The 22,921-nt window shown below is 45.2% G+C and carries 17 protein-coding genes; 7 read left to right on the top strand and 10 right to left on the bottom strand.

Annotated features, from left to right (window positions below; genetic code table 11):
* Positions 1–9: 9 nt before the first annotated feature.
* Positions 10–1,014: a DNA polymerase III subunit delta gene (gene holA / locus LS482_RS00475; RefSeq protein ID WP_233029774.1), complete on the top strand. Its 1,005-nt coding sequence runs from the start codon at positions 10–12 to the stop codon at positions 1,012–1,014.
* Between the two features lie 200 nt (positions 1,015–1,214).
* On the opposite strand, the gene LS482_RS00470 is transcribed toward holA, so the two are convergent.
* From LS482_RS00470 to rplS, 3 genes are all read right to left on the bottom strand, one after another.
* The gene (locus tag LS482_RS00470) at positions 1,215–1,619 is read right to left on the bottom strand and encodes a DoxX family protein (protein ID WP_233029773.1); all 405 of its coding nucleotides are present in this window, start codon (positions 1,617–1,619) and stop codon (positions 1,215–1,217) included.
* Between the two features lie 223 nt (positions 1,620–1,842).
* Positions 1,843–4,077 (bottom strand): NADP-dependent isocitrate dehydrogenase, encoded by a 2,235-nt coding sequence (locus LS482_RS00465; RefSeq protein ID WP_233029772.1) that lies wholly within the window; start codon positions 4,075–4,077, stop codon positions 1,843–1,845.
* Between the two features lie 676 nt (positions 4,078–4,753).
* Complete coding sequence (rplS, locus tag LS482_RS00460; RefSeq protein WP_233029771.1) at positions 4,754–5,104, bottom strand: 50S ribosomal protein L19; 351 nt, start codon at positions 5,102–5,104, stop codon at positions 4,754–4,756.
* A gap of 319 nt (positions 5,105–5,423) precedes the next feature.
* Here rplS and LS482_RS00455 point away from each other — a divergent pair, with 319 nt between their 5' ends.
* The 4 genes from LS482_RS00455 (at position 5,424) to LS482_RS00440 (ending at position 12,750) form a co-directional block, all read left to right on the top strand.
* On the top strand, positions 5,424–6,020 hold the full coding sequence (locus LS482_RS00455; RefSeq protein WP_233029770.1) for an RNA polymerase sigma factor: 597 nt from the start codon (positions 5,424–5,426) through the stop codon (positions 6,018–6,020).
* A 421-nt stretch (positions 6,021–6,441) separates the two neighbouring features.
* Positions 6,442–7,407, top strand: coding sequence for a FecR family protein (locus tag LS482_RS00450; protein ID WP_233029769.1), 966 nt, complete (start codon positions 6,442–6,444; stop codon positions 7,405–7,407).
* A gap of 98 nt (positions 7,408–7,505) precedes the next feature.
* On the top strand, positions 7,506–11,093 hold the full coding sequence (locus LS482_RS00445; RefSeq protein ID WP_233029768.1) for a TonB-dependent receptor: 3,588 nt from the start codon (positions 7,506–7,508) through the stop codon (positions 11,091–11,093).
* Between the two features lie 28 nt (positions 11,094–11,121).
* The gene (locus tag LS482_RS00440) at positions 11,122–12,750 is read left to right on the top strand and encodes a RagB/SusD family nutrient uptake outer membrane protein (protein WP_233029767.1); all 1,629 of its coding nucleotides are present in this window, start codon (positions 11,122–11,124) and stop codon (positions 12,748–12,750) included.
* 235 nt (positions 12,751–12,985) lie between these two features.
* Here LS482_RS00440 and LS482_RS00435 read toward each other — a convergent pair whose 3' ends face one another.
* The 3 genes from LS482_RS00435 to LS482_RS00425 all read right to left on the bottom strand — a co-directional run bounded on the left by LS482_RS00435 (position 12,986) and on the right by LS482_RS00425 (position 16,866).
* On the bottom strand, positions 12,986–13,408 hold the full coding sequence (locus tag LS482_RS00435) for a DoxX family protein (protein WP_233029766.1): 423 nt from the start codon (positions 13,406–13,408) through the stop codon (positions 12,986–12,988).
* A 100-nt stretch (positions 13,409–13,508) separates the two neighbouring features.
* Positions 13,509–15,137: a M1 family metallopeptidase gene (locus LS482_RS00430; RefSeq protein ID WP_233029765.1), complete on the bottom strand. Its 1,629-nt coding sequence runs from the start codon at positions 15,135–15,137 to the stop codon at positions 13,509–13,511.
* A 100-nt stretch (positions 15,138–15,237) separates the two neighbouring features.
* Positions 15,238–16,866 carry an acyl-CoA carboxylase subunit beta gene (locus LS482_RS00425; protein ID WP_233029764.1) on the bottom strand — a complete coding sequence of 543 codons (1,629 nt, stop codon included), beginning with the start codon at positions 16,864–16,866 and terminating at the stop codon, positions 15,238–15,240.
* A gap of 290 nt (positions 16,867–17,156) precedes the next feature.
* Here LS482_RS00425 and LS482_RS00420 point away from each other — a divergent pair, with 290 nt between their 5' ends.
* A complete protein-coding gene (locus LS482_RS00420; RefSeq protein ID WP_233031871.1) occupies positions 17,157–17,336 on the top strand; it encodes a CAL67264 family membrane protein in 180 nt (59 codons plus the stop codon).
* 153 nt (positions 17,337–17,489) lie between these two features.
* Positions 17,490–19,184: an energy-dependent translational throttle protein EttA gene (ettA, locus tag LS482_RS00415; RefSeq protein ID WP_233029763.1), complete on the top strand. Its 1,695-nt coding sequence runs from the start codon at positions 17,490–17,492 to the stop codon at positions 19,182–19,184.
* A 91-nt stretch (positions 19,185–19,275) separates the two neighbouring features.
* On the opposite strand, the gene LS482_RS00410 is transcribed toward ettA, so the two are convergent.
* The 4 genes from LS482_RS00410 to LS482_RS00395 form a co-directional block, all read right to left on the bottom strand.
* Positions 19,276–20,025 (bottom strand): C40 family peptidase, encoded by a 750-nt coding sequence (locus tag LS482_RS00410; RefSeq protein ID WP_233029762.1) that lies wholly within the window; start codon positions 20,023–20,025, stop codon positions 19,276–19,278.
* 116 nt (positions 20,026–20,141) lie between these two features.
* A complete protein-coding gene (locus LS482_RS00405) occupies positions 20,142–21,317 on the bottom strand; it encodes an acetyl-CoA C-acyltransferase (protein ID WP_233029761.1) in 1,176 nt (391 codons plus the stop codon).
* 167 nt (positions 21,318–21,484) lie between these two features.
* Positions 21,485–22,063, bottom strand: a complete 579-nt coding sequence (locus tag LS482_RS00400; RefSeq protein ID WP_233029760.1) for a HEAT-like fold family protein — start codon at positions 22,061–22,063, stop codon at positions 21,485–21,487.
* A gap of 1 nt (position 22,064) precedes the next feature.
* A complete protein-coding gene (locus LS482_RS00395) occupies positions 22,065–22,754 on the bottom strand; it encodes an SIR2 family NAD-dependent protein deacylase (RefSeq protein ID WP_233029759.1) in 690 nt (229 codons plus the stop codon).
* Between the last annotated feature and the right edge of the window lie 167 nt (positions 22,755–22,921).

Genomic DNA, 22,921 nt, shown 5'->3' with positions numbered 1-22,921 from the left:
GAAAAACAGATGGACGAAGTAAAACGGATAGTAGCAGATATACAGAAAGGGGATATAAAACCGGTTTACGTTTTGATGGGGGAGGAACCGTATTATATTGACAGGATTGCGGAATTTATAGAAGACAATGTACTTTCTGAAGAAGAGAAGGGGTTCAACCAGGTGGTGCTCTACGGAAAGGATGTCGCTGTGGGCGATATAGTGGAAAGTGCAAAGCGTTACCCGATGATGGCCGAACGACAGGTGGTTATTGTCAAGGAAGCCCAGGAGCTTTCAAGGACCATTGAGAACCTGGCCCCTTATGCGGAAAATCCACAACCCACTACGGTCCTGGTACTGTGCTACAAGTACAAGAGTCTGGACAAGCGGAAGAAATTGTACAAGGCCGTAAAAAAGAGCGGTGTGTTGTTCCAGAGTAAAAAACTGTACGAAAACCAGGTAGGCGACTGGATAAGAAGGGTGCTGGCCGGAAGAAAGTACGCCATTTCGCCGAAAGCGGCACTGATGCTGGTGGAGTTTTTGGGTACGGACCTGGGCAAAATAAACAACGAACTGGAAAAATTACAGCTTATCCTGCCCGAAGGTACGGAAATCACCCCGTCCCATATTGAAGAGAACATCGGGATAAGCAAGGATTATAACAACTTTGAACTTCGAAAGGCTATCGGTGAGAAGGATGTGGTAAAAGCCACCAGGATCATCCATTATTTCGGTCAGAACCCCAAAGACAACCCGTTAGTGGTCACGGTAGCGCTATTATTTAACTTTTTTTCCCAGTTATTGCAGTATCACGGGCTTAATGACCATTCTCCGCGAAGTGTGGCCGGTGCTTTGCGCATTAACCCTTATTTTGTGAAAGAATACGAGGCGGCTGCCCGGAATTACCCCATGAAGAAAGTGAGCAGGGCTGTAGCCGTGTTACGTGAAATGGATGTCAAGGGAAAAGGGGTCGGAGCCTCCAATATACCACAGGCCGATCTGTTGAAAGAACTGCTGGTAAGGATTATGAACTGATTCCGTCCGGGATTTTTGTGGCTTGCTGTAAACTTATACCTTGTTAATTGAGGCTCCGACCGCTTTTTATCAACCCTGTTTATTATCAAGTTAAAGGTTAAAACCCTGCTCCCGATCCCGGCATCTATACGGGATAATCGGGATTATTGTAGTTACTTTGGTTTCTATAAATTTTTGTATATCCTTATAACTATTATTTTTTATGCATAGGGCGATTTTTTGGTCGTGGCACCGTCTACACTATATTTTCCGGGGCCCAGCAGGGCAATGGCGGCAAAAACTATCAGGTAGAGAAAGGCCAGTTCTTTTACTTTTAAGGGATCGCTGCCATGTACTACAAAAGCTGCTACACCCATTGTGATTATGGTCGGTATGGTGGCCCATCTGGTTTTAAACCCAATAATAACGAGGATGGGGGCTATGAATTCACCTATCATGGCCAGGATAAGGGAGGTTTTGACCCCTAAACCTATGGGGTCGGCGAACTGGATTTCTTCACCGCTTAATAACATTTGTAATTTTCCGTAACCATGAGTCATTATGAGAGCTGAAGCGCCAATTCTAAGCAGGGCCAGCCCCAGGTTGGAAGAGTTGTCTCTTTTCATTTTAAGATTGTTTTTTTGGTTTATACCCTACTAAAATAGGAAATTATATTGTATATAATAAAGTAAAAGGACGGAACAGGACGAATAAAAGATCTGAAAAAAGTACGATAAACCCCGGACAGGAGGGAAGAGCGAAAGCGGGATTTCGAGGGAAAAGAAGATAGGTGTAAAAGAAAAAGGCTGCCTGTAGGGGCAGCCTCTCTGAATTTTGGTGTTGACTTAATTATGCTTCCTGTAATTTGTTCAGGGCCGTATTAAATATCAGGCTCGGGCGCATGGCTTCCGTGGCAAGTTTTTCATCGGGGATGTAATATCCGCCTATATCTACGGGTTTTCCCTGTATGGTATTCAGTTCTTCCACGATGTCTTGCTCCCTGTTCCGGAGTTCTTCGGCAAGGGGGGCAAACTCTGCCTGTAATTCCTTGTCTTTTGTTTGTTCGGCCAGTGCCTGTGCCCAGTAAAGTGCCAGGTAGAAATGGCTGGTACGGTTGTCCGGTTCGTTCACTTTGCGCGAAGGGGAACGGTCGTTTTCCAGGTATCGCTCCGTAGCTTCATCCAGTGCCTCTGCCAGTACGATAGCCTTATTATTATTGTATTTATTGCCCAGGTGTTCCAGTGATACGGCCAGTGCCAGAAATTCTCCCAGCGAATCCCATCTCAGGTGATTTTCTTCCAGGAACTGCTGTACGTGTTTCGGTGCAGACCCTCCTGCGCCGGTTTCAAAAAGTCCGCCGCCATTCATAAGCGGTACGATAGACAGCATTTTGGCGCTGGTCCCCACTTCCAGGATAGGGAAGAGGTCGGTGAGATAGTCGCGAAGCACGTTTCCGGTTACAGAAATGGTATCTTCTCCCGCCTTGAGGCGTTTCAGGGTAAAGAGCGTAGCTTCTGCCGGAGAGAGGATGCGGATATCGAGTCCTTCGGTATCATGCTGTGGCAGGTATTGTTTTACTTTTTTGATCAGTTCCGCGTCGTGGGCCCGTTCTTCATCCAGCCAGAAAACGGCAGGAGTTTGTGTGGCCGCGGCACGGTTTACGGCAAGTTTTACCCAGTCCTGTACCGGTGCGTCCTTGGTCTGGCACATTCTCCAGATGTCTCCTTTTTCTACCGGGTGTTCCATGATCACCTCGTTCTTGCTGTTCGTTACCTGTACGGTACCGTCTGCCGGTATTTCGAAGGTTTTGTCGTGCGAACCGTATTCTTCGGCTTTCTGTGCCATAAGCCCTACATTGGGAACTGTGCCCATAGTGGTGGGGTCAAAGGCACCGTTTTCCTTACAGAAATCGATAGTGGCCTGGTAAACGGCTGAATAACTGCTGTCCGGAATTATGGCCTTGGTATCCTGTGTTTTTCCCTCGGCATTCCACATGCAGCCCGAATTGCGTATCATTGCAGGCATGGAGGCATCGATGATCACGTCGCTGGGTACGTGAAGGTTGGTAATTCCCTTGTCGGAGTTTACCATAGCCAGATCGGGACCGTCGGCTATACAGGATGCTATTTCGGATTCGATAGCTTTTCGTTCCGTTTCCGGAAGGGACTGGATTACCGCGAGGATATCTCCCAGTCCGTTATTGGCATCGGCACCTGCCTTGTCGAGTACTTCTCCGTATTTTTCGAAAACAGGAGCAAAGAATACTTTTACGGCATGACCGAATATGATGGGGTCTGACACCTTCATCATGGTGGCTTTCATGTGCAGGGAAAAAAGGACTCCCTGTTCTTTGGCTTCTCTGATTTGTTCCTGCAGGAATGCTACCAGTGCTTTTTTGTTCAGTACGGTACCGTCTATGATCTCCCCTTTTTGTATGGCGAGGCCTTCTTTGAGCACTTTTGTGGTACCATCTGCCTGTTTAAGGCTTATTTTTATGCGGTCTTCATCCTCCAGGGTCAGGGATTTTTCATTATGCCTGAAATCGCCTTCCGACATTGTAGCTACATGAGACCTGGAATCAGTTGCCCATGCTCCCATGCTGTGGGGATGTTTACGCGCGTAATTTTTTACGGCTTTCGGTGCCCTGCGATCGGAGTTCCCTTCGCGGAGTACGGGGTTGACGGCACTTCCCTTGATTTTGTCGTAACGGGTTTTAATGTCCTTTTCCTTCTCGTCTTTTGGATCGTCCGGGTAATCCGGAAGGGCATAGCCTTTGGCCTGGAGTTCTTTAATTGCGGCTTCCAGCTGAGGTATGGATGCGCTGATATTGGGAAGTTTAACGATATTGGCCTCGGGGGTTTTGGCCAGGGCCCCCAGTTCTGCCAGGGCGTCATTTATACGCTGCGATTCGGGGAGGTAATCTGAAAAACCGGCAAGAATACGTGCGGCAAGGGAAATGTCCCTCACCTCTACATCTATTCCGGAAGAGGCGGTAAACGATTTTATGATGGATAAGAGGGAATGTGTTGCGAGCGCCGGAGCCTCGTCTGTTTTGGTATAAACTATCTTGGGTGTTTGTGACATGATTATAAAAGGTAATTTTTGTATGAAATTTTCAGATTTGATACATTTTAAGCGACAGCAAATATACAATTAAATGTGGGAATGAGAGGGTTAGATATTTCAAAAAAACAGGGAATATCGGGGTAAAATGTTAGAATAATACGAAGGTGAGGAAGAGAAGCGCGGAAAGCGGAAAAAACAAAAGCCATATCATCATATTTCTATACTGATATGGCTTTCTGAAAATAGTTGTGTAAATCCGTTTGTCCCGGTGTTTATACCGGGTTTGCAAACTCCGGTTGCCGGTTACACCGCTATTTCCGTAGAAACACTTTGTTGTGATTATGATATCGCACTCCGTGTTTCTGCATACTTTCCTGACTTCCTACACTGTTCCGTTAATAGTATCAACGAATCTTTTCGGCATAGATAACAAATTGTTTCTAAGTTTCTGTCCAGCTTGTATTGTGTATCACAATAATGCTTTTCCAGACATTGTCAAAAAAGTATTTATTTACAAGAACGTTTCCTTTGTATTCGGAAGAGTGGTATAAAGATACAAAAACGAAACAGGAATAGAGTATATTTACCCGATTAAAAATCAACATGTTATAAACCGTAGTTATTAACAATGGTTAATAAAAAAAGGCCATTCTGTAAAGAATAGCCTTTTAGTGTTTTTGTACGGTAAAAAAGTTTATGATCTGACCTCTTTAATTCTTGCTTTTTTACCCCTGAGCCCTCTGAAATAGAATATACGGGCGCGTCGTACTTTACCTTTTTTGTTGATCTCTATTTTTTGGAGTGCCGGCATATTTATAGGAAAAATACGCTCTACACCAACAGTACCGGACATTTTACGGATAGTAAAAGTCTCGGATGCTCCCTGGCCTCTCCTTTGTATTACCACACCTCTGAAGAACTGTGTACGGGTTTTTTCACCCTCTTTAATTTCGTAGTAAACGGTAATGGTGTCTCCGGCAGAGAATTCCGGGAATTCCTTTTTGGTAACGAATTCGTCCTGGACAAATTTTACTAAATCTTCCATTGTTCTGTTTTTAATCGCGTTTTTTCAAAGCAACATTCACGTCCTTCGCCAGAGGTTGATCTGAAATCGGGTGCAAATATAGTTAATTATTTTAATTGGAACAAAGAGGAGAGCAGTTCTTGTTTTGTGTATTTAAAATACTATTAGAAACCCCGTACAACCGGGAGCATGGGCGAGTTGAAAGGTAATTCCTCATTGTATAAGATAAAATTCTGCTTTTTAAAAAAGTTTAAGAAAAGAATGGCGATTCAATGTTAAAAAGAAGTGTTTTTTTGTAGTTTTAACATCGGAAATCAAACTGGTAAAACAGGATTGTCCATTGAATCCAACTAACTCAAATAATTTAATACAGCTCATAAAACGGGGGGATGAAAAAGCCTTTGAAACCCTGTACCGTTTGTATGCCAATAATCTGTTTGTCATAGCAAGGTCCTACCTGAAAGATGATTTTCTGGCCGAAGAAGTGGTGCAGGGCATTTTTATTTCGTTATGGGACCGGAGAAAAGAGCTTCACATCCGGGGAAATACGGGAGGGTATCTGTTTAAAATGGTGAAAAACCGTTGCCTGGATATTCTCAGGAAACCGAGAAAGCTGATTTCTATGGAAGATGAAACAGTACTCCTTGAAAATAAGCTAAATTTCAAGGCATTACAGGATAAGGAAGCCGCTTTCCTGCTGGAAGAAGAACTGGAAAAACGTATAGAAGAGGCTGTGGCGCTGCTGCCTAAAACCTGTAAAAAGGTGTTCCTGAAAACCAAAGTGGACGGACTTAACTACAAAGAAACCGCCGAGGAACTCCGTATCTCCGTAAAAACCGTAGAAAGTCATATGACGAAGGCATTAAAACATATGCGTTTGCATTTACGTGAGTTTTTGTCGTGCTTTTCCCTGTTCGGAGGAATTCCTTTCCTTTAAATGTGTTCGAACGACAATTATTTCCTTTTGATGTATTGATAATGGTAGGTTACAGGTTGCTTTCACTGTGACCGGAGAATCCTAAAGACCATAAAGATTTTCGATATAGCTGAAATCCCGGTAAAACAATGTCTGAATTACTTCCTGCATCTTAGTAATCATAGATCATAAATCTTACATCTCATATCTGAAATCTAAAACCTGACTTTATTCCACAACTTTTGATCCTGCCCCGTTATTTTGCGATCACTTCGATCCGTATTCCCGGTTTTTTGATTGTTCTTAAAATAAAGCGGATGTTTTAATAAAGACTGAATTTTTTGAGAAATAATTGTCCATGTCATAAAATTTCACATAAAACTCAGGGTAAAACATTTTTTTAACGTCTTATTAATATATGCTTAACAGTTTAAACACAAAAATGAAAGACGAGACCATTGTTAAATATATAGAAGGCGAACTGGGAGAAGAAGAAAAACGCCGTGTTATGGAATGGATATTTTCAACACAGGAAAACCAGGAACGGTATAATCTCCTGAAGGCCAAACACACGGCATCCGGTTTCAATATACCCGTGCTCGATACGGAACAGGCCTATTTACGGGTTAAGGAAGCAGGCCGGAACAAAAAATTGAGGCAGGTATTGATACGGGTAACGTCTGTGGCGGCAATACTGGCGTTGGGATTGTTGATCTTTAATGTTTTGAATTCCCGCGGATCGGGGAGTGCCCTTCCCGGAATTGCGGAAACAGAACTTGTGGAGGAAATCACCCCCAAAGGAGTGAGCAGGGAAATTGAACTGCCGGACGGTACACAGGTGGTACTGAATGTGGACAGTCAATTGCGATATTCCAGAAGTTTTACAGACAGTATAAGGGAAGTTTTTCTTAGCGGCGAGGCCTATTTTGAAGTGCAAAGGGATACGACACGCCCTTTTATAGTACACGCCGGGGAGATGAACGTAAAGGTATTGGGGACCTCTTTCAATGTCCGTTCCTATTCTGAAGACACTGATGTCAGGACCACATTGGTAGAAGGGGTTGTGGAAGTGGGAAGTGCTTATGCCGCGCCTGTTAAACTGGAACCACTGCAAGCCGCAATGCTTAACCGGGAGGAAAAGCACCTCAAAATAAAAAAAGTATCCCGGGAGGAAGCCGTTTCCTGGAAAGAAGGGAAACTCATTTTCATGGAGACCCCCCTGGAAGAAGTGCTGGAAGACCTTGAACGGAAATATGATGTGAATTTCAAGGTGCAATCCGAAGCACTTTATGAATACCTGTACACCGGGACTTTTGATAACCTTACTATAGAAGAAGTACTGAAGGTATTGCAGATATCGTCCCCTATAGATTATAAGAAGGAAGAAAATAAAATAACCTTGTATTAATTAGGTAAAAAAAGAAGAAGGTGCGGCAACACCTTCTTCCGTGAGTGTTTAATTAAACTAAAACCAGTCTTGTTTTAATCTAAAAAACGTTTAAAATTATGAAAAAAAACTATCGTTTTAAATTGTTTGGCAGGCATTTCCTTTCGGGTTCCGGAAAAATGCCAGCTAAACAAATGCTCAGGATCATGAAGATTTATGTCGTTTTGGTATGTCTTACCTTAGGAGAACTCTTGGCCACCAACATTAAAGCACAGAGTATATCATTAAACCTGAAGCACAGCAGCTTGTCTGAAGCTCTTGCGGAAATCGAACAGAAAACCGATTATCACTTCTTTTACAACAACAGGTTGGTTGATGTTTCCAAAAAGGTGAGTATCGATGTGGATAATGCAGAACTGGAGACGGTGCTGAAACAATTGCTGCATAACCTGGAGATCGATTATAAAATGGTAAAAAACCAGATCGTACTCTTCCCGAAAGGAGATACCTATGTGGTACAGATGATAGAGGAATTTCTGGAAGATATGGAGAAAGACGACCCGGGAAAGGAGCAGGTACAAACGGTTCAGCACAACAAAAAACCGGCAGAATTAAACCGGGTATTGCAAAATCTGGTGACCGGGAAGGTTACGGACCATACCGGGATGCCTTTGCCCGGCGTGAACATTGTGGTGAAGGGGACTACCGTTGGAACCCAAACCGATTTTGACGGAAATTATACGATCGCTGCCGACGAAGGACAGGTATTGATCTTTTCCTACGTAGGACAAAAGACCGAAGAAATACGTGTGGGGTCCTCCGGGACGGTAAATTTAAGGATGGAAGAAGATGCCCAGGCTTTGGAAGAGGTAATAGTTGTAGCTTACGGTACCACTACTAAAGAAGCATTTACAGGTGCTGCTTCTGTAATAGAACCGGAAGATATTGAATTAAGACCTGCAACTTCTCCGATTTCAGCCATTGAGGGAGCTGCTACAGGCGTTCAGTTTACCTCTGCATCCGGACAACCCGGTTCTTCCCCGAATATAGTAATTAGAGGTGTTGGGACACTTAACGGTTCTGTCGATCCGCTTATCATTATTGATGGTATTCAGTTCGAAGGCGGTTTAAACTCCATAAACCAAAACGATATAGAGTCCATAACAATTTTAAAAGATGCTGCTTCTACTTCGCTTTACGGTTCCCGGGCAGCAAATGGTGTTGTGATGATCACTACTAAAAAAGGGAGAAGGGATTCTTCACTCAGGGTCAGTGCAAATACTCAAACCGGTATTATCACAAAGGGAGTTGACGAGTACGATGCCGTTTCTCCCGGTCAATACTACGAGTTGATGTGGCAGGCGTATAAAAACTCATTGAACGAAGCCAATCCGGAAGCAGAAGCTTCTGCAACCATATTTAACAGATTGGGTTACAATCCGTTTAATGTACCAAATGACGAGATTGTGGGTGAAGACGGTGTTCTAAATCCCAATGCAAAAGTTATCTTCAAAGGACTGGACTGGTATGATGTATTGGAAAGGACCGGAAAAAGGGAAAGCCATAACGTCAGCGTATCAGGTGGCGGTGAAAACTTTAACGTATTCTTTTCTGCTTCAAACCTCAAGGAAACCGGATACGTTATTGAAAGTGATTTTCAAAGGACAACCACCCGTTTAAATGCCAGTTTCTCCCCCAAAAAATGGATTACATTAGGCGGGTCGGTTAATTTGGCCTTATCAGAGGCCAATGGTCCGTCATATGATGAACTGAGTAGTATTGTAAACCCTTTTAGTTTTGCTAAAAACATGGCCTCTGTTTATCCTATTTATATTGTAGACCCCGGAACAGGTGAGTATATATTAGACCAGGAAGGCGAACTTCAATTTGATAGAGGAGAAGGTTATCCCAATTACGGCATCCAATCCAGGTCATATGGGTCTAGTGTTGGCCGGAATGCCGTAGAAGAACTTATCCTGAACAGTAACCAAACAAAGATTAATAATCTGGGGTTCCGCTACAACGTTGATTTTAATATTATTGACGGTTTAAAAATAAGTTTCAATTACGGCCAGGATATTCAGGATTATATTGATAAAGAATACGAAAACAATCTGGTTGGAGACGGTGCGCCGGACGGACGTTTCAGCGATTTCAGATACAGAAGAACCGTAAAGAACTTTAACCAGATCATCAATTACAACAAATCGTTTGACGATCATAATTTTGAAATCACCCTGGGTCACGAAAATTTTGACAGGGAAATTACCGATATAGACGGATTTAAAACCAGGCAGACGGTTGCAGACATCCATGAATTTGATAACTTTTCGGTAATTTCTTCATTAGACGGTTCTACCACAGAAAAGACACTCGAAGGCTATTTTGCCAGGTTAAATTATAATTTTAACAATAAATATTATTTAAGCGGATCTGTCAGAAGAGATGGTTCTTCCGTGTTTACCAACTACAAGTGGGGGACGTTCTATTCTGCAGGTGCCTCCTGGAGAATAGACCGGGAGTCTTTTATGGACAACGCAAAATTTGTAAATAACTTAAAGTTAAGGGCCTCTTATGGCGAGGTTGGTAATGACCGGCTGGATGATGATAACTATTATATATCGCAAGGTCTTTTTGCAATCTACCCCAATGCCGGTACGCCCGGAGCATTCTGGGATGCGGCCGGTAATGCCAATTTACAATGGGAAACCATGGGAATGTGGGATGTTGCCCTGGAATTCGGGTTTTTTAACAACAGAATTAACGGGGCCCTGGAATACTACAAAAAGATATCCTCTGACTTATTATACAATGTACCAACCCCGATATCCGAAGGTGTTTCCAAAGCACCTGATAATATTGGTGATATGTACAACGAAGGATTTGAATTGGGCCTGAACGGCGTGATCGTAGATGGCAAGGATTTCTCCTGGGAAATGGGCATCCAGGCTTCTACCCTGAAAAATGAAATCACTTTCCTGCCGAGCCCGTTCATAACTGGTTCCAAACGTTGGGAAGCCGGCCGGTCGCGATACGATTTTTATATCTATGACTATGCAGGTGTAGACCCGGATAATGGAGATGCCTTATTTTATATGTACGAATCCAACCCGGACGATCCCAACGGAGCTAATGTTCCCGTTATGAATGAAGACGGATCGCATGCCACGACCAACGATTACCAGGAAGCCAACAAGGGATATGTGGGAGAGAGTTCGGTTCCCGATGTTATCGGGTCTGTTAGAAACGGGTTCTCTTATAAAAATATCAACCTCAACTTCCTGTTCGTTTACCAGTTGGGCGGTAAAATTTTAGACTACGGTTATGCCGATATGATGCATGAAGGAGATTACGGTTATTCTTTACACCCCGACGCCCTTAAAGCATGGAAAAAACCCGGAGATGTAACCGATGTTCCCAGAATGGAAAACGGTAATGCCGATTTATCACCCAGGTTATCCTCAAGATGGTTGACAGATGCATCATATATAGCGCTGAGAAATGTTAATTTATCCTACAATTTTGGGGATAAAATTTTAGACAAATTAGGTATGGACAAGCTCAGGTTTTTTGTGTCTGCCGAGAATCTGGCATTATGGGCAAAAAGAAAAGGTTTAAATCCGCAGTACAACCTGTCGGGGACACCTGCGGGGAACGATTTTAATCCGAGTAGGGTGGCCTCCGTTGGTTTGGATATTGCTTTTTAAAAAAGAAAAAAATCAAAAACTTAAAAAGATGAAATATAAAATATACTTGATCTTACTAACTATAATAGCTACGATCCCGGTAAGCTGCTCCGATGATTATCTGGAGAAGTATCCCACAGATTCAATCTCCGACCAGGAAGCTTTTAGCACTCCAGACAATATGTTGCTCGTGTTAAACGGGTTGCACAGGCAAATGTATGCGCAAAGCCCGTTAGACGACTATGATAATTCCTCGAGGTCGGGAGAAAGCCATTTTCTCCCTTCATTAGATGCCATTGGAGGGAATATCCTTCACTCCTCGCGGGGAAACGGTTGGATGAGATCGGATCTGCAATGGACTACTCATACTATTGCCAGTAGTACAACGAACTATAGTTTTTGGTATCAGCGTTACCATTTCATTTCCAGTGCTAACGGAATTATTAATGCTGTTGCCAATGGCGATTTTACCCGGGATGGGAAACTGAACAATATACTGGGGCAGGCACATGCCTATAGAGCATGGTCTTACTGGAGGCTTGTCACCACCTTTGCCCGCGGATATATCATTGGCGATCCGGATACAGACCCCGGAGTACCCTTATTGTTAGACAGGGGTGTGCCATTTGAAAGCGGGCCGAGAGTTACCGTTGCCGAGATTTACAAGCAAATAGAAGATGATATCGACCTTGCCATCGGTTATTTGGAAGAAGGAATAAATCCGGGAAGTGGTTCCAGTGCCAAGTCGCATATATCTGTTAACGCAGCCTATGGTATTAAAGCCCGTGTAGCTTTATCCAAAGGAGATTGGCAAACCGCAGCCACTTATGCCGAAATGGCAAGAGAAGGATATCCGATTATGGGTGAGTCCGATTGGAAGTCCGGTTTTAATACCTTAGACCTTTCTGAAGTGATCTGGGGTGGCAATGTAATAGATTCGGAAACTAACTACTTCCAGTCTTATTTCTATTATATCTGTTCTACATTTAACGGCAGCCAAAACAGAAGTAATCCTAAATTTATAAGTAAAGCGCTTTACAATCAGTTGCCCGAGACAGATTACAGAAGGGATGCCTGGTTGCCTTTAGCGCCAAATACTAATCCCGATGCGTCAAATGACCAGGGAGGGAGTTATGAAACAGATCCTAACTACGATAATGAAGACGATTTCTGGAATGCCTGGGAAGACATCATCACCACTTATGGTATGACAACGGGCCACAATACCCACCCGTACATAAATGTTAAGTTCCTGCAAAAAAATCCGGGAACCATAGATCCGGATGATGTAATTTACATGAGATCTTCAGAAATGGTTTTAATCGAGGCTGAGGCAAAAGCCATGGTGGGCGACATAACCGGGGCTCAAAATGCATTAGCTCTTTTAGGTGAAGCAAGGGATTCCGCATTTGATAAGTTGGCCTTCGGTACAAAGGAAGCGCTTATGGACCAGATTAAACTTCAAAGACGGGTAGAATTATGGGGAGAAGGCTTCAGTTACCACGATAACATCAGGTGGGATGAAGGTTTAGACCAATCAAACTCCGGGGCTGCTGAAAAGTTGTACCAAGACGGTTTTCAACAGGAAAAACCTTCCGTAAACGATGCCTGGATCTGGAAGATACCCCAGGCGGAAATTGATGCCAATCCTAATTTAACAGAGGCTGACCAGAACTGATAAAGGTTTGATAATGACGATTAAGTGAAATCAAAAAAAGCTTAAATATTTGTTGTTATCCGATTGAATTAAATGAAAGGGGCTGTCTTTTGAAAGGCAGTCCTTTTTTTGTCTTAATCTCGGCGTTAAATAAGGCTTGAAAAAAATTTGGAAGACTCGGACCAATGACAGTTAAACCTACTTATACCCGCTTGTAATGAACCGGGATCTTAAAGGTTTTGATGTATCCTATTATCTATTGCTGCATCTTAAAATAATAATCCGCCGAGTGCTTCCCCGAACCGTAGATCAGGAAAAAGATACAGGCTACAAAGGTCAGGGAAGAAGCGATAAGGTTACCGCTGTGCATTTCCCCGATAAAATTAATGACAATGGCTCCTATAAGAATAGGTAATTGTGCAGCCACCGACCACCGTGTCAGCAGTCCGAAAATGATCAGTATACCGCCGAGCATGTGGGCCGAGGCTACGTAGTGTACGGTCAGCATGGCTCCCCACCAGTTCTGTATCGGTTTGATAATGTCTATCAGGTACTGGCTGTTAACAATAAAGGAAGTCCCTTTCATAAACAGGAATACCCCGAGGGCTATCCGTAAAATGTCAAGCGGATAATAGGTATGCGAATTGGCCCATTTGTTTAAAGTTTTTACTGTTCCCATGGTTCCGGTCTTTAAAAATACACCCCTTAAGATACAAAAAAAACAGCAAATATTAAATTAATTTGCTGTTTTTCAGTGTTTTGTTTTTAGGGGTAGAACGTTATTTATCCCTTTTGACATTGATAAAAAAGCGATCGGTGGCTATCGAGATCCCGGCGGGCGGAGTGTCCAGCTTTTGCCATTCGGCGGTAGGGTGCAGACGTACCGTTTCTCCGTTAATACTGGCGTCTACGGGCATATTGAAATGGTTAACATCTACAATCCACCGGTAGGCAGCGCCATTGCCTTCCCTTTTCAGCTCCAGTACCGGGATGTCCTTATGCCTCAGGTACTGGTCAAATACCGGTTCCAGGTCGAGACCGGTTTCCTGTTCAAAGAAATTCAATACCATTTCGGTATCCACGATCATGTGTTTAAAGGTCTCACTGAAATTTTTTATCAGTTGCCACCACTTGTCATCATCGTTGATCATATGGCGGATGGTGTTGAGCATCAGGGCGCCCTTGGGGTACATGTCTCCGGAGCCTTCCCTGTTCACGCCGTAATCGCCGATAATGGGCTTGTCGTTCCTTACATTCTGTTTTAACCCGTTCACATAGGCTTGCCCGTCTTCATAACCCCAGCGGCATTCTACGTAAACGGCTTCGGAATAGGTGGTGAAGCCCTCGTGTATCCACATATCGGCAATATCGGAAGACGTAATGCTGTTACCGAACCACTCGTGACCGGTTTCATGGATGATAATAAAGTCCCACCGGGTGCCTATGCCCGTACCGGAAAGATCACGTCCCAGGTAACCTTTCATGTATTTGTTACCGTAGGCCACCGCACTTTGGTGTTCCATACCCAGGTGAGGGGTTTCCACCATCTTATAACTGTCTTCCTTAAACGGATAAGTGCCGAATTTTTCCTGGAAACAATCCATCATGGGCTTGACTTCCTGAAAGTGCTTTTTGGCCTTTTCGAGATTGTAGCTCAGTACATAAAAATCCATGTCCAGTCCCTTGTATGTTTCCCCGAAATGGGCATAATCCCCTATATTCAGGGCCACATCATAATTGTTTATGGGGTTGGTAACCTTCCAGTCCCACCGGGTATAGCCGTTGCCCAGGTCTTTTTTACCGGTAAGCCTGCCGTTGGATACATTCATTAGTCCGTTGGGAACCGCCACCTTAATGGTCATGCCGTTCTCCGGCTCGTCGCTCTGATGATCCTTGTTGGGCCACCAGGCGCTTGCTCCCGTTCCCTGAACAGCCGTAGCAATCCAGGGTTTTCCGTTCTTGTCGGTTTTCCAGTCGAAACCTCCGTCCCACGGGGCGCGTTTGGCGGTAATGGGATTTCCCGAATAGTAAAAAGTAATACTGTCCTTACTGTTTTTTGCAAATCCTTTATCATTCTTTATAAAAACAGCATTGTATTCCCGGCGATAGGGAAGGCGCTTGCCGTGATACAGAATGGAATCCACTTCCATATTCTCAAACAGGTCGATTTGCATGGAGGTCAGCCGTTGCTGCGGTACAAAAACGATACGGTTGTACCCCTCGATATATTTTTTGTCCGGGTCGAGTTTAATGCTCAGGCGGTACTTCCTCACGTCAAAGTTTCGTTCCGTACGAAGGGAGCCTCTCAGGGTATCTCCCCGGGTATAGCTTTCCTTGTCCTGGAGCAACTGGGCGTGTATCCCTTGAATACCTGCCAACACTAAACCTAAAAGTAAAATTTTTTTCATGGATTCCTGAATTTTCCCCTTCGGCTCCGCTCAGGAACCGAATTAAATTTAACCAATATTAAACCTTAAACCTTAAACTTTGAACTTAGAACTTAGAACCTTAAACCTGCATCACCCCGGGATTATACGGTTTTTCAATCGGAGCGTGGTTGGCAGCTTCGATCCCCATACTGATCCATTTCCGGGTATCGGCAGGATCGATCACGGCATCGGTCCACAACCTGGCCGCAGCATAGTAGGGAGAGGTCTGCGCATCGTATCTCGATTTTATCTTGTTAAACAGTTCTTCTTCCTTTTTCTTGGTAATGTTTTCCCCTTTTTTCTTCAGTGAGGCCGTTTCTATCTGTAACAATACCTTGGCGGCCTGGGAACCTCCCATTACGGCGAGTTCGGCACTTGGCCATGCAAAGATAAGCCTGGGATCATAAGCCTTGCCGCACATGGCGTAGTTACCGGCCCCATAAGAGTTCCCTATAACCACCGTAAACTTGGGAACCACACTATTGCTCAGTGCATTAACCATTTTGGCCCCGTCTTTTATAATGCCTCCGTGTTCGCTTTTACTGCCTACCATAAAGCCCGTGACATCCTGTAAAAATACCAGGGGGATCTTTTTCTGGTTGCAGTTGGCTATAAACCGGGTGGCTTTATCGGCGCTGTCGGAATAAATAACTCCTCCGAACTGCATTTCGCCCTTTTTGGTTTTCACTACCTTTCGCTGGTTGGCCACAATACCTACAGCCCATCCGTTAATACGTGCATACCCGGTAATGAGTGTTTTGCCGTAGCCCGCTTTGTATTCTTCCAGTTCCGAATTGTCTACCAGGCGTTTTATGATCTCCTTCATGTCATACTGGTCTCCTCTCGATCTGGGGAGGATTCCGTAAATGTCTTCGGGATTTTCCTTCGGTTTGGCGGCCTTTGTACGGTTAAAACCGGCCTTGTTAAAGTCGCCGATCTTGTCCATGATATTTTTTATGGTGTCCAGGGCGTCCTTGTCGTCTTCAGCTTTGTAGTCGGTGACACCGCTAATTTCACAGTGAGTGGTGGCCCCGCCAAGGGTTTCGTTATCGATGGTTTCGCCTATGGCTGCTTTTACCAGGTAACTGCCTGCCAGGAAGATACTCCCGGTCTTGTTCACGATCAGTGCTTCATCACTCATTATGGGGAGATATGCCCCACCGGCCACGCAGCTTCCCATAACGGCGGCGATCTGAGTAATGCCCATGCTGCTCATGATGGCATTGTTTCTGAAAATCCGGCCAAAGTGTTCCTTGTCAGGGAATATTTCATCCTGCATGGGCAGGTAAACCCCGGCACTGTCCACCAGGTAAATGATGGGGAGTCTGTTTTCCATGGCGATCTCCTGGGCGCGGAGGTTCTTTTTTCCCGTAATGGGGAACCACGCCCCGGCTTTTACCGTGGCGTCATTGGCCACGACGATGCATTGCCGTCCTTTGACGTACCCGATCTTTACAACAACACCGCCGGACGGGCAGCCCCCGTGTTCTTCATACATGTCATCCCCGGCAAAGGCTCCGATCTCTATACTGTCGGTGTTTTTGTCCAGCAGGTAGTCAATGCGCTCCCGGGCGGTCATTTTACCTTCGGAATGCAGCTTTTCAATCCGTTTTTGCCCGCCCCCCTTTTTTATCGCGGCAAGCCTGTTCCTGTATTCGGATACGAGCAGTTTATTGTGGTCTTCGTTTTTGTTGAAGTTGATATCCATGTTTTTTGATTAGAATGCTGCTAAAATACGAAAAGAAGCCCGAAGTTCGAAGCCGGGGGGATATGTTCAATGAAGGAACCGGGTAATGTACCCCGGGAGCTAGTCGGTTATGGACTTTTTAGTCGACAGGGAGTTGTGCTGCCGAATCCCGAAACCGGAATAATAATCGGGAGACTTTGATGGAACGCTATCCGTAATCCTTAAATATTTCATAAATTGTACGATATTTGCGCGCTAATTTGGTACAAATACGGACTTTTGTACATAAATCATATTTAATGGACACATCGATGGGAATGAATAAGAATACGATATTCGGTTGGGCCTCCTTTATCATGTTTTTAATAGGCACGGCACTGGTATTGCTGGGCGTCTTGAAATACAGGGACTACGCCATAGGTTTTTCGGTAGTGGGAATCGGGTTTTTTGCCATGTCGTGGATCTTTAATGCGCTGAAGGGAAGGGTTTGATAGAAATTGAATGCCCCTCTGTGTGTCCCCTAAAGGGGGAAACCATACGTTCTTTAAAAGATATAAAATCCCCCCTTTAGGGGGGGACACAGGGGAACGTAACGAAATACTTAATACTTAAAAACCACAAACCATAAAAACAAATAACATCTTATGTCAGACGATAAGAAAGTCATATTTTCAATGTCAGGCGTTTCCAAAACGTACCAGAGTACAAATAAAACCGTGCTTAAAGACATTTACTTAAGCTTTTTTTACGGGGCCAAGATCGGTATACTCGGACTTAACGGTTCAGGGAAATCCACTTTGCTGAAAATTATTGCCGGAGTGGAAAAGAATTACCAGGGCGATGTCGTTTTTTCGCCGGGGTATTCCGTAGGATACCTGGAACAGGAACCGAAACTGGATGAAGAAAAAACGGTGATCGAGATCGTTAAGGAAGGCGTTGCCGAGGTGGTAACGGTACTTGATGAATACAACAAGATCAACGATATGTTCGGATTGCCGGAGGTTTATGAGGATGCCGATAAAATGCAAAAACTCATGGACAAGCAGGCCGAATTGCAGGATAAGATCGATGCTACCAATGCCTGGGAGCTGGACACCAAGCTGGAGATCGCTATGGATGCCCTGCGTACACCTGAACCGGATACGCCCGTTAAGGTGTTGTCGGGAGGAGAACGCAGGCGTGTGGCCCTTTGCAGGCTGCTTTTACAACAACCGGACATCTTACTGCTGGATGAGCCTACCAACCACCTCGATGCCGAATCCGTGCTTTGGCTGGAGCAACATTTACAGCAATACAGCGGAACGGTCATTGCCGTAACGCACGACCGTTATTTCCTGGACAATGTTGCAGGATGGATACTGGAACTGGACAGGGGCGAAGGCATTCCGTGGAAAGGGAACTACTCTTCATGGCTCGACCAGAAATCCAAACGCCTGGCCCAGGAACAAAAACAGGCCTCCAAGCGGCAGAAGACCCTGGAACGGGAGCTCGAGTGGGTGCGTATGGCCCCGAAAGGGCGACAGGCCAAACAAAAAGCACGTCTCAATAATTACGATAAACTGCTCAATGAAGACCAGAAGCAACTGGATGAAAAACTGGAGATCTACATTCCCAACGGTCCCAGGCTGGGAACTAATGTTATAGAATCCAAGGGAGTAGCCAAGGCATTCGGTGACAAACTGCTCTATGACAACCTGAATTTTAAACTTCCCCAGGCGGGAATAGTAGGGATTATTGGCCCTAACGGTGCCGGAAAGACCACCATTTTTAAAATGATCATGGGGGAAGAAAAGCCGGACAAGGGGGAATTTGTTGTCGGAGAGACGGCCAAGATCGCTTATGTAGATCAAAAACACGCCAACATCAATCCGGAAAAATCCATTTGGGAAAACTTTTCCGACGGACAGGAACTGGTGATGATGGGCGGGAAACAGGTGAATTCCAGGGCCTATCTCAGCCGTTTTAACTTTTCGGGAAGTGAACAGAACAAAAAGGTGTCTGCATTGTCCGGCGGTGAACGAAACCGGCTTCACCTGGCCATGACCCTCAAAGAAGAGGGTAACGTACTGCTCCTGGACGAACCGACGAACGACCTTGATGTAAATACGCTCAGGGCACTGGAAGAAGGGTTGGAAAACTTTGCCGGCTGTGCTGTTGTCATTTCACACGACCGTTGGTTCCTGGATCGTATCTGTACCCATATCCTGGCTTTTGAAGGAAATTCCGAAGTGTACTTTTTTGAAGGCGGTTTTTCTGATTATGAAGAAAACAAACGCAAGCGCCTGGGTGCCGAAGTAACGCCCAAAAGGATCAAATACAAGAAACTTATCAGGGAATAAGACAACCCGGCTAAAACAAAAGTCCCGGATTTCAGACCCGGTCATTTCCACAACGGGGAGAAGCAAGGTCCGGAATCCGGGATTTTTTATATCAAATGATCTTTTTGATCACCCGGAGTTTATGCGTGTGCCTCCTGGCTTCCACACTAAAAATCCCGGTATGGTCTATACGGTCAATACGTACCTTACCGTAGGCGTGGATTACGTAATTGTCTTTCATAATAATGCCTACATGTACAATATTCCCTTCGTCATCGTCAAAAAAGGCCAGGTCGCCCGGTTCGGATTCTTCGATAAAGCTCAGGGGCTCGCCCTGTGTGGCTTGTTGTGCAGCTCCCCTCAACAACGGATAACCATTCAGCTTGTACACCATTTGTGCAAGTCCTGCCGCATCGATGCCAAAGGGTGTTTTACCACCGTGCTGATGGGGGGAGTTCAGGAATAAAAACGCGGTTTCCACCAGGTTCTCCTTGGCTTGTTTACCCGATCGGACATTGCCTTCAAAATGGTGTGAAAGCAGGGAAGAGGAACACACATGTGCCCCTACGGGTATCGGCATAAGCTGTCCGTTATGGTCCGTGATGAATTCTACCATGTCGGCAGACAGGCGGGGAGTACCCTTGTCTACCTTTTTATACGTTTCCTCTTCGATCTTGAGGAACTGTTTGTTATCGATCCACCCTTCATGCCGGTCGGCTGCAAGACGGATTCTGCTCCAGTATTTTTGTTGTTCTAATACCTTGAAATGTTCACCGTACAGGGCCTGGGAGGTGAGTTCGGCCGTATCTGAGGGATGAGATCGTAAAGGAACGATACTGAGGTTACAAATTCCGTATTGCATCTATTTCAGGGTCGGTTTTTTTACAGTTTCGGAGTCTTGGAGCCGGGGAGCTGATCAGTCGGGCATATAACTCATCAACTCCGAGCTCTTCAACCAGAAAACTAAGAACTATTTACTTATTTTTCAATTACAATGGCCGAAGCGCCGCCTCCGCCGTTACAGATGGCAGCTGCCCCTGTTTTTGCGTTGTTTTGTTTTAAAACGTGTATAAGGGTAACCAGGATACGTGCGCCCGAGCATCCCAAAGGGTGCCCGAGGGAAACGGCTCCGCCGTTTACATTCACTTTGTCGTCGGTTAATCCCAGTAGCTTCATATTGGCCAGTCCCACTACGGAAAAGGCTTCGTTAAATTCAAAAAAATCGACGTCTTCCAGCGTTATCCCCGATTTTTCCAATGCTTTCGGCAATGCCTTGGCGGGGGCTGTGGTAAACCACTTCGGTTCCTGGGCGGCATCTGCATACCCTTTTATCGTGGCCAGGGGGGTAAGCCCCAGTTCCGATGCTTTTTCCTCGCTCATCAACACCAGTGCGGCGGCACCGTCGTTTATGGTCGAGGCATTGGCGGCGGTCACCGTACCGTCCTTAGAGAACGCCGGACGCAGGGAAGGTATTTTATCCAGGATCACATTTTTATATTCTTCATCTTCTTTTACCAGAACGGGGTCACCTTTTCGCTGTGGTACTTCCACCGGGACAACTTCATCGGCAAACCGGCCTTCTTTCCATGCCGAGGCAGACCTTTGATAGGACTGTACCGCAAAATTGTCCTGGTCTTCCCTTGAAAAGCCGTATTCCTTTGCGCAGGCATCCCCGCATACGCCCATTGCATTCTGGTCGTAAGCATCGACCAGTCCGTCTTTTTGCATACCGTCTTCCATTGATACCGGACCGAATTTCTGTCCCTTGCGCATATGTACGTAATGGGGAATGGAGCTCATGTTTTCCATTCCGCCTGCCACGATTATTTCCGCATCACCGAGGGCTATGGCCTGGGCGCCCTGCATTACGGCTTTCATACCACTTGCACATACCTTGTTGACCGTAGTACAAGGCACGGTATCGGGTATTCCGGCATAAATGGCTGCCTGCCGGGCAGGGGCCTGACCTTCCCCGGCCTGTACTACATTGCCCATCAATACTTCATCGACTTTTGAAGGTTCCAGGTTTACTTTTTGCAGTGCACTTTTGATGGCCACAGCACCCAACCTGGGGGCGGGAATGCCCGAGAGGCCACCCATAAAGCTCCCTATCGGGGTCCTTACCGCAGCTACTATAACTACTTTTCTTGTCATTTTATTCTGTTTTTAGTGTGTTTTCTGTTATCGGGTTTTGAAAAAGGATTCATTTGGAATTTTAACCTTACGAACTTCAAAACTTAAATTGTTCTTAACCTGTAATCAAAAAGGTTTATGTTGCGAATTTAAGTAAATTTGAGATATTGGGTTGCCGGTGAACCGAGTTATTCCCCGTATTGTTTTCTTTTCCCGATCCGGTCGAGGATATGTTTTGCCCTGGCGCGGTATGCCGCAGAGTGTTCATTGTACCCCTGTTCGAGTACCAGACGGAGTTCGGGGTATATCCATTGAAATTTCTTTCCGAGCAGAAAAAGCGAATGCATGGCGTACGCTTTCACAGCCACCTTTTCATCCCCGATAAGCCAGTCGAAACAGGTTTCCGTGATCTTCCGGAGATGGTCTTCGGTAAGGGAATTCTTTACGGAATTCCGGTGTTCGCTAAAATAACGCTCACAAAGGATCTCGCAAATCTTTCCTGAAGACCGTATGGCGCCGTGGGCTTTTAATTTACAGATATTACCGACAAAGGTATCTGCGTACGGAAGTATCCACTCCGGTTTTTCCTTGCAAACGAATTCCAGTACCCAGCAGGCTTTGGCCGAGATCTTTTCATCTTTAACGAAACAGGCTTCCAGCAGGTCCGGGAACAGGGCAGGGGTATTGAGAATTTCATCGGAAAGTGCTTTCCGGTGTTTCCGCAGGGCATTTACGTAGTGGAGTTTGTCGTAGATGTTGTTTTGCAAGTTATTTTGAATTTTTGAGTAACGAGATGGCTTTGGGAACGCCGGTTGTTGCTTTTTCGGAAATAATTGTGAGGTTGGGAACGCTGTCTTCTGTAATATTGGGTTTCGGGTCGATAAAATAGAGGGGGACGTTTTTCTTCGTGTAGTGGACCAGTCCGGCGGCGGGATATACCTGCATGGAAGTGCCCACAACCATCAGGATATGGGCCCGGCTTACCTCTTCAATCGCCTTATCCATCATGGGAACGGCTTCACCGAACCAGACAATATGGGGTCTTAACTGGTGGTGGTGTTCGCAGAAATCGCCCATGCGGATATCTTTTTTCCAGTCGTAGATAAGGGCTTCGTCAAAAGTACTCCGGGCCTTCAGCAGTTCGCCGTGCAGGTGGACCACATTTTTACTGCCCGCACGTTCGTGAAGGTTGTCTACATTCTGGGTAACAACGGTCACTTCATATTCGGATTGCAGGTCTGCCAGTGCATAATGGGCGGTATTGGGCTCCACTTCAAAAAGCCGGCGTCTCCGTTTGTTGTAAAAATCGAGTACCAGGGCCGGATTTTTCCGGAAACCTTCCGGTGAGGCCACTTCCATGACATCGTGGCCTTCCCAGAGTCCGTCGGCATCCCTGAAGGTGTTGATCCCGCTTTCCGCACTGATTCCCGCACCTGTTAAAACAACAATTTTTTTCATTGTAACGTTTTTTAATATCGGGTTCCGGTAGTTTTTTCGGGGTTTACGCACAAAAGGCGTGTGTTTTATACCGTTACCGAAAAAGCATAAGGGTTTAAATTTTAGTCTAAAATAATGTAAATTGTGCCGGATTAAAAGTGATATATTTAAAAAGTTACGGAGCACCG

It is taken from the genome of Sinomicrobium kalidii (genome assembly GCF_021183825.1).
GTDB classification, from domain to species: domain Bacteria; phylum Bacteroidota; class Bacteroidia; order Flavobacteriales; family Flavobacteriaceae; genus Sinomicrobium; species Sinomicrobium kalidii.
Note: the sequence above shows the minus strand (reverse complement) of the source record. Positions and strands in the feature narration are given on the sequence as shown.